We start from the raw sequence: 8,041 nt of genomic DNA, 5'->3' as shown, positions 1-8,041 counted from the left end.
AGATGGACGAAGGAAATGGATTCGGTCGCTGGAAGACCATGCCCACCTTTCGCCGCAGGGCGATCACGTCCGTGGAGGCGGCATAGATGTCCATGCCGTCAAGTTTGATCTCCCCCTCGACGCGGCACCCCAGGATGAAGTCGTTCATCCTGTTCAGGCAACGGAGAAAGGTGCTCTTGCCGCATCCCGAGGGGCCGATGAAGGCCGTCACCGACTTGGGGGCGATGTCCATCTCCACATTCTTCAGGGCATGGTGCTCCCCGTAGTGGAGGTTGAGGGCGCGTACGAGAAATTTCGGCGTCGCCGCAGACATGAATGCGTACCACCTTTCGGAAGTCACCGCACATTCTTCAGGCGGAGCCGTGCCCGCCAGAGAATGCCGATGAGCGTCGTTCCAAGAACGATGATGAGGAGAACCAGCACCGTCCCGTACTGGATGGGCCGGGTCATCTCAATGTTGGTACCCGCCGTGGCCAACACGAGAATGTGGTACGGCAGGGCCATGACCTCCTGAAAAAGACTCTTCGCCACGTGGGGAGCGTAGAAGGCCGCTCCGGTGAAGATGATGGGCGCCGTCTCCCCCGCCACACGTCCGACGCTGAGGATGCCCCCCGTGAGAATCGAGGGAAACGCCGCGGGAAGAACCACCTTGTAGATGGTCTGCCACCGGGTGGCTCCCATGGCGTAGGAGGCATCCCGATAGTCCTGGGGGACGGACCGCAAAGCCGATTCGGCGGCGCCCACCATGATGGGCAGGGCGAGACATCCCAGAGTGAGCCCCGCGGAGAGGAGACAGGGTCCGAACCCGAGGAAGACCGCAAAGAAAGAGAGCCCGAAAAGGCCGAACACTACCGACGGAACGCCCGCAAGGCTCCGGATGGCCAGGCGCACCGTGCGGGTGAAGAGATCGTCCCGGGCGTACTCCACGAGATACACCGCCGTGGCCACACCCATGGGAAAGGCGAAGGCCATGGAGACGAAAATGAGCTGGAAGGTCCCCACGATGGCGGGATAGACCCCGCCCTGGGTCATAGCCTCCCGCGGGGGCTCCAGGAAGAAATCCCAGGAGAGCACTCCCGCGCCCCGGGCGGAGAGGAAAGTCAAGATGCCGCCCAGCAGGAGGACGATCCCTCCCATGGTGCACCAGAGAAGTGCCGTGACGAGCTTGTCCTTCACGACCCTGCCGGCACGCACCTCCGGCAGGGTTCCCGCACCCTGGCCGGCGTAGGCGCTTCCGCTCGACCTTCGCGTGGTCTTCATCCCCGCCACCGCAATCCTCTCCGCTCCACCCACATGGCGGCCACGTTGATGCCCAGGGTGATGACCAAAAGCAAAATCCCCGCGAAGAAGAGTGCAAAGTAGTGGTCGGAACCGACCGGGGTCTCCCCCATCTCTGCGGCGATGGTGGACGTGAGGGGACGGACCGGATCGAGCACCGACCGAGGAACCAAGGCGGCGCCTCCCGAGGCCATGAGGACCACCATGGTCTCCCCTACAGCGCGCATGACACCCAGCAGGCACGCCTGAAGAATGCCCGGAAGCGCCGCGGGGATCACAACCCGGGAGATGGTCTCCCACCGGGTGGAACCCAGGGCGTAGGCGGCGTCCCGGAGATCCTTGGGCACCGCGGCCATGGCATCCTCCGCGAGAGAAGCCACCACGGGCACGATCATGATTCCCATGAGGATCGAGGCGTTCATCAGATTGAGCCCCGTGAGAATGGAAAAGCGTTCCTGGAGCCAGGGAGCGATGACCACCATGCCGATGAATCCAAGCACCACCGAGGGGAAAAATCCCAACACTTCCAGAATGGGTTTGAAGATCTCCCGGAGCGACCTGGGACAGACCTCGGAGATGAAGGCCGCAAGGCCGAGGCTTACCGGCACGGCGAGGAGCGACGCCAGTGCCGTCACCGCCAGAGACCCCACGACAAGGGGAAACATGCCGAACTCGGGGGGATCGTAAGTGGGATACCAGTAGGAACCGAGGAGCAATTCCCCCAGCGAGGCGTGCCGCAGCACCGGCAGTCCCTCGCGGAGCAGGAAGTAGAGAATGAAGAGCATGATCGCCATGCCCGTGGACGCGAGCACGGTGATGACCCTTTTTGGTATGCGATCACCGCGCAGGGTATCGGAATCTTTCATGTTCCGGACCTTCCCTTCTGGACGACTCAACCGGGCCTCTCCGGTTCGTGGTCCCCCTTGACCTCTTCCGTCTTCCGGGAAAAACGGTCCGAAATCCGTTCCTCCCTTCGGCCTGAAGAGGCGGCTTTCTCTTTCCCCGAAGAAGGACGAGACGAACTCCGAAGGCGAGAAGCGTCACGCGGAAAACTCGCCCCCCGGGGACGGCGTGGGGGGCGAGGGTGGAAAGGGGAAGAGGAAGCGCTCTGGTTTTCTAGTTGAGGGGGATGTAGCCCACCTGCTCGACGATCTTCTGCCCCTCGGGGCTCAGCAGGTAGTCCACGAAGGCCTTCGCGTCGCCCTGAGGCTCGCCGTTCGTGTAGAGGAAGAGGAAGCGGCTGAGGGGATAAGAACCGTTTTTGGCGTTCGCCGCGTTGGCTTCCACGCCGCCCACCTTCAGGGCCTTCACGGAGTCGTTGATGTAGGCGATACCGTCATAGCCGATGGCAAGGGGGTTCTTCGCGACGGTCTGGAGCAGCGCACCGGCGGAAGCGGTGACGAGCGCCTTGGGAGTGACCTTCTCGCCGTGCATGACCATTTCCTCCCAGGTTCCGAAGGTTCCGGAGCTGGTGTCGCGTCCAGCCACCGCGATGGCCTTCTCTTCGCCGCCAAGGGCTTTCCAGTTCTCGATCTTGCCCATGTAGATTTCCTTGAGCTGCTCCAGGGAGAGATCGTTCACGGGGTTGGAGGGATGAACCATGGCACAGAGAGCGTCGATGGCCACCTTGATCTCGAAGGGCTTCACGCCCTTGGCCTCGGCGTCGCTCTTCTCCTTGTCCTTCATCGGGCGGGATGCCATGGCGATGTCCGTGGTGCCGTCGATAAGGGCCTTGATGCCGTTACCGCTGCCACCGCCGGAGACCGTGATCTTCACGTCGCTGTTGGAGGCCATGAACTTCTCCGCCGCCGCCTGGGCGATGGGAAGAACCGTGGTGGAACCGTTCATCTTCAGGTCGCCTGCAAATGCCGCTCCCGTCAGGAGCACACCACAAAGAACCGCCGCCGTGCCGATCAGATACCGCTTCATTTCAAGACTCCTCCTCGTGTTGTCGATCTTGTGATTTTCCGGTGCCGTCCGAACCTCTTCCTTGCAGGGACAAGTCTAGAGGAACGTCGTTACGCGGGTATGTCGCGTTCGTGACGGAAATGTAACGGCTTTGTGGCAATCTCTTCGGAAATGTTTCCGAAAGGTAACGGCGGAAAACGAACGAGGTGGGGCGAGCACCGAAGAAAAACGAGGGAAGAAGCGAGAGAAGGAAAACAGATCGCCGTGGAGGGTTTTCCGACCATGACGAAGGGGAAGGAAACGTCTCCGCTTCCTTCCCCTTCGTCAGGACCGGACAGGGATCAGCCGCCGCGGAACCAAAAAGCGTCGTGGCTACTGAGAGATGGCGCTCACGGGGCAGGCGGCCACACAGGCGCCGCACTCGACACAACTGTCAGCCTCAACCTGGGCCTTGCCGTCGTTCATGGCGATGGCGCTCACGGGGCAGGTGCCCACGCAGGCCTCACATCCGACACACACATCCTTGTCAACTACTGCCTTTGCCATTTGTCATCCCTCCTCTTTTTTCATAAGCGACCGAAATCGGCAACGACATCATACCATTGCAGCAATGGGGGCACAAGCGAGCAGAAACGTGTCATCTTCGTGACGGCGGAACGTTCATGACCCCAGAGACAGCAGCAGCGGAAGAACAAACAGCAGAAGAACCGGCGACGCGAGCCCTGCGGAACATCCTCCGCCCCCCGAACCCGATGGATTTCCGGGTGTGGGTTCGGCCGTCGGCGTGGTGACCGTCACGCGGTCTCTGTTCACCGCCACGGAGACCAGCGAAAATTCCGTCGTGATGGTTCCCCGGAGCCCTTCCTCGTCCAGAGAGGCGTTGTCCTCCACCGTGTAGCGAAAATTCTCCTCGATGACCCAGGGCGCGCCCTCCCCGGCGACGAGCGGGGAGAAGGGGCCTTTTCCCTTCTCTGAGGGAAGGAGCAGAGAAAAACCGTTCATCGCCCGAGTCGTGGTGTCGAAGGTGGACACGGCGAGAAAAATGCCGCGGGCGACGGTCTCTTCGCTCGGCTCCCGCTGGATGTCCATGGAGACGAAGAGCGGACCTGTCATCATGTCGGCGCTGACGAGAACCGCCGGTGCAACGAGAAGAGATGCGTTGGCCCCGTTGATGTCCGGAACCCCGAGCCACGCGGCGATGATCTCCCTCGCCCGCGCACCGTCCCCGCCCCACGCGGCGGTACCAAAGGGACCATCCCCACCTCCGCCGTTCAGGATGGCGTCCTCCACGTTCCACGCCCTCTGAAGTCCCAAAGGATCGTCGGAGATGGAGCGAACGATGTAGTGTCCGGCTCCTCCCACGAAGGCACCGACGATGCTCGGGCGGAAGGGCGGCGGTGGCGACGGTGCGATCCCCGTGGGGGACGGACGGGGATTCTCCGTGGGAAGAGGCTCCTCCGGAGGACGGGGAGGAAGCGTCGGTTCGGGAGAGATGGTCGGCCTCGGCGTCACGAAAGGCTCCGGCGTCGGTGTCGCCGGGGCGGTCGGCACGGGCGTCGCAGTGGGTCTCGGCGTCGGGGACGGAGACAAGGTCGATTCCGGCGTGGGAGCCCGCGTCGGGGTGGGAGTGGCGCAGGAGCGGACCGCCGTGAACGTGGGAACCTGCAACGCCTCATTGCCGAGGGAGACGATCCGGCTCGCCGGAGTGTATTCACAGAAAACACCGGGAGGAACGAGAATCCGATAAGTCGCTCCTCCCTCGAGATCCTTCGAGTAGACACCGTTGCCATCGGTGGAGACGGTATAAAGAAGGGTCACGCCGTCGCCGCTCAGAATCCTCACGTCCACGCCCTTCACACAGGCCTCGCAAGCAGCCGTCACGTCGCCGCTGATGGTCCACACCAAAACAAGGAGGAGCGTCGTCTCCTTCTGGATTTCGTAGTCCGAGAGCGTTTTTTCGTTCTCCAACTCCACGCCATCGAAAAAAAGACGCTGTCTCTCCGGCACATAGCCTTTCTTGTCCTGGATCTTCGCCTTCACACTCTCGATGGAGTCTCCCGCCTCCACTTCGAGCGTGATCGTGCCTTCTGCGCCCTTTTCCTTCACGAAGATCTGCATCGCCTGGGTCGCGGATCCGAACACGGCGACAAGAACTGCCGCGAGAAGTACCGCGAAAAAGGTGCGGCGGCAGGACCGATGTCCCCGCCGACGGAGGTCGGAGAACATCGCCTAGAAATTATAGAGCCGGAAGGTCCACCGCTGGGGAGAGTCCTTCTCGGTCCCGTTGGTGTAGAGCGTATTTCCGTTTTCCGCCTCCCGCAGATAGTCGTGATCCTTCGTCTTGATGAAGACGTGGATGCCCTCCCGGGGATAAGCCGGCTCTTTGGTTTCGGTGTAGAAATCCACGAAACGGGACATGATCACCGGAACGGGCTCGAGCCTTGCCGTATCGACGACCCTGGAGTAGTTGCACTTGCTTTTGTACGAGGGAAATTGAAGTTCCCCACTGTGGCTCTTCAGAGAAAGAAGATCGCCGTAACGAACGAAGGCCTTCGTGGCATCCACGGATTCATATCGGACGAGTCCGTGTCGTTCCGCGCCGCCGTATTTCCGCCACTCGCCCAGGCAGGAGACATGGTTGCCCTCGTCTTTCAAATACACCCGATTCGTGGCCTTGATGCCGTACTCGGCGACCGGTTCGTCCTTCTTCTCGGGCTTCGTGGCGAGCAGTGGGGCGCCTCCGGCCTCGTCGGGCTCCCCGTTGCGAAGAAGAGCGGCCTCGGGAAGCCAGGCGAAGAGCGGGACCGTGGCGTAGGGCTTCTCTTCCGTCAGGGTGAGCCAGATGGCCGGCACTTTCGCATCGTAGCTGAAAGTGCTGTTGAGGAGTTTCTTACCCACCGCTCCGGGAACGGGGGATTCGTCGTCCCCAAGGTTGAACCGGCGGGCCACGTTTTCATCTGTGACGAGGGTGCTGCGGGTCTGCAGCGGCATGTCCCGGAAGATGTACCGGAGCACCACCGCCCTGGTGGGGCTCTTTCCGGTATCCTGCCAGGCAACGACGTTCACCGTGCCGTGATAGCCTCCTATCAGCGTCGGCACGTCGCTTTCATTCACCCTCAGATAGAGGGGCAGCGCGGTGCCCTTGCCGTCTTTCTTCACCTCCAGATCGCGCATCCGATCCTTCATGAAGGTGAAAAAGACGTTGTAATCCTTCGGCCTGGATCCCCTCCAGTAATAGGTATCCGCCACCAGGGAATCCCAAAGGAGACGCACCACCACCTGCGACGACGCTCCCACCGCGTCTCCGACATGGTCGTCGAAGGTGAAGTAGGGCGAACCTCCCGCGTCGTGCGGCATGTCGCTTCCCCGGTGGTAGTCCATGGTGCACCCTCCCCTGGGGAGAAAGACGCCCATCATCTCCACGCCGTCGAGGAAAATCTCCGACTGGGCGGCGATCCGGTCGGTGTGCTTCTCCTGCCACCGCAGCACGTTGTTCTTGACGTCCTCCGGGTCCTGGAAAAGGTGGTAGTGTTCGGTAATGAGGACCAATCCCTTGCTCTGGATGCCCACGAGGAACAAATACGTCTGGAGATAGGTGTCGAGGGCGTCCTCGGCGGAGGTCTTTCCTCCCCTGACCTGGCCCAGCAGATACGTCGCCAGCTTGGTGTAGAAGCTGGTTCCCACGAGAGGGGCGGTCAACTTCTCGTTGATCAGGTCGAGCCCGAGTTCCACGTCGAGGGTCTTGGCGTCGATGGCCTCCGCCTCCTTCTTGGATCTCTCGCGGTCCTTGTTTTTAGGAAGCGGCATCAAGTTGTCGTCATAAAGAGTCCGGATCAGCGAGATGGAGGAGAGCATGGTGTTGTAGTCGGCCTCCACCTGCATCTGCCGCAGCAGATCCGTCATGGCCTTCTCGAAGTCGATCAGGTTCTTGCTGATGAAGGTCATCTTCTCCGAAAGCATGTCCAGCTCGGACTGAATGTCCTTCGTCGGGTCGCCGAAGATGAGCTTCTCCACCCAGCCGAGCCCCTCGCCGGTGGCCCAGCCCACCGCTCCGGCGCCGATCTCCTTCAGCAGCCACTTGAAGATCTTACTTCCCGCACCCTGAACGGAGCCGGGAAAGGAGTGGGTCCTCCCTGCCTCGGCCTCGTCGATGAGAGTGTCCAGAAAGGCGTCGAAGGAGAGCCCCGAGTCGACCCAGGCCCAGCCGAAGAGCGAGAAGGAGAAATTGTTGCGATCCGACGCGCCTGGAACGAGCCGGGAGGGGGAGGCGCTGTATTTCAGTTCCAGGAACGTCCCGATGGCTTCCTCCGCCTCGGCGAGGGTCTTTCCCGTGCGGATCGCGTAGCGGGCGACCAGCGACGAGAGGGGAGTCACCCGCACCAGCGCGCCGCTTTCTTCCACCAGCGCATAGAGTGAGGAGGGTGCCGGAAGGGGTGCCTGTCCCGAAAGGGCCGAACTGGAGGCGTCCCTCGTGGCGATGTCCGTCACCACCGCGAGAAAGGGCGAGGGGAGGATCTCTCCGGGGGAGATCACGAAGGAACCCGTGGTGTGCACGTCCTCCGAGAGGTCGAAAAGAACATCGCCGGAGAGGGTCTGCAGCGTCACTCTTCCCGCGGTGACGTCATCGCTGAACGTATAGGTCAGGCCACGCACCACCGGCAGGGGAGCATCGTCCTTTCCTCCGCCGCACCCGCCGAGCAGGAGAGCGCTTCCGACCAGCAACAACAGGAACAGTGGAAAGAACGCCTTGAAAGATCGATTCATCCGTGATGGGTTCCTCTCCATGAAAACCACTCCCCTCGTTTTTTCTCCGCCCCGAAGGGTTTCCTCCCGTTCCCGTCGGGCCTGCGGAGAG

The 8,041-nt window shown here is 61.8% G+C and carries 7 protein-coding genes; all 7 read right to left on the bottom strand.

Annotation, left to right across the window (positions count from 1 at the left end; translation table 11 throughout):
* A partial coding sequence (locus Q1K49_RS01400) for an ATP-binding cassette domain-containing protein (RefSeq protein WP_300521944.1) occupies nucleotides 1-313 on the bottom strand: 313 nt, incomplete at its 3' end.
* A gap of 23 nt (nucleotides 314-336) precedes the next feature.
* Nucleotides 337-1,269, bottom strand: a complete 933-nt coding sequence (pstA, locus tag Q1K49_RS01395; protein WP_300521941.1) for a phosphate ABC transporter permease PstA — start codon at nucleotides 1,267-1,269, stop codon at nucleotides 337-339.
* Nucleotides 1,257-2,144 carry a phosphate ABC transporter permease subunit PstC gene (gene pstC, locus Q1K49_RS01390; protein WP_300521938.1) on the bottom strand — a complete coding sequence of 296 codons (888 nt, stop codon included), beginning with the start codon at nucleotides 2,142-2,144 and terminating at the stop codon, nucleotides 1,257-1,259. Before pstC ends, pstA begins: the two co-directional genes overlap by 13 nt.
* Before the next feature lie 250 nt (nucleotides 2,145-2,394).
* Entirely contained in the window at nucleotides 2,395-3,207 is an 813-nt protein-coding gene (locus Q1K49_RS01385) for a PstS family phosphate ABC transporter substrate-binding protein (RefSeq protein WP_300521935.1), read from the bottom strand.
* A 351-nt stretch (nucleotides 3,208-3,558) separates the two neighbouring features.
* Entirely contained in the window at nucleotides 3,559-3,732 is a 174-nt protein-coding gene (locus Q1K49_RS01380) for a 4Fe-4S binding protein (protein ID WP_213693982.1), read from the bottom strand.
* A 114-nt stretch (nucleotides 3,733-3,846) separates the two neighbouring features.
* Nucleotides 3,847-5,328: a ubiquitin-like protein gene (locus Q1K49_RS01375; RefSeq protein WP_300521931.1), complete on the bottom strand. Its 1,482-nt coding sequence runs from the start codon at nucleotides 5,326-5,328 to the stop codon at nucleotides 3,847-3,849.
* A gap of 87 nt (nucleotides 5,329-5,415) precedes the next feature.
* The gene (locus tag Q1K49_RS01370; RefSeq protein WP_300521929.1) at nucleotides 5,416-7,950 is read right to left on the bottom strand and encodes a hypothetical protein; all 2,535 of its coding nucleotides are present in this window, start codon (nucleotides 7,948-7,950) and stop codon (nucleotides 5,416-5,418) included.
* Nucleotides 7,951-8,041: the final 91 nt, after the last annotated feature.

Origin of the sequence: Aminiphilus sp., from assembly GCF_029975095.1 — a bacterium.
Taxonomy (GTDB): domain Bacteria; phylum Synergistota; class Synergistia; order Synergistales; family Aminiphilaceae; genus Aminiphilus.
The sequence above is the reverse complement of the archived record's forward strand: the minus strand, read 5'-3'. Positions and strand labels throughout refer to the sequence as shown.

Coding starts and splice junctions, on each gene's coding strand:
- Q1K49_RS01385 (WP_300521935.1), bottom strand. CDS start 3,207: ATGAAGCGGTATCTGATCGGCACGGCGGCGGTTCTTTGTGGTGTGCTC.
- Q1K49_RS01380 (WP_213693982.1), bottom strand. CDS start 3,732: ATGGCAAAGGCAGTAGTTGACAAGGATGTGTGTGTCGGATGTGAGGCC.
- Q1K49_RS01370 (WP_300521929.1), bottom strand. CDS start 7,950: ATGAATCGATCTTTCAAGGCGTTCTTTCCACTGTTCCTGTTGTTGCTG.
- pstC (WP_300521938.1), bottom strand. CDS start 2,144: ATGAAAGATTCCGATACCCTGCGCGGTGATCGCATACCAAAAAGGGTC.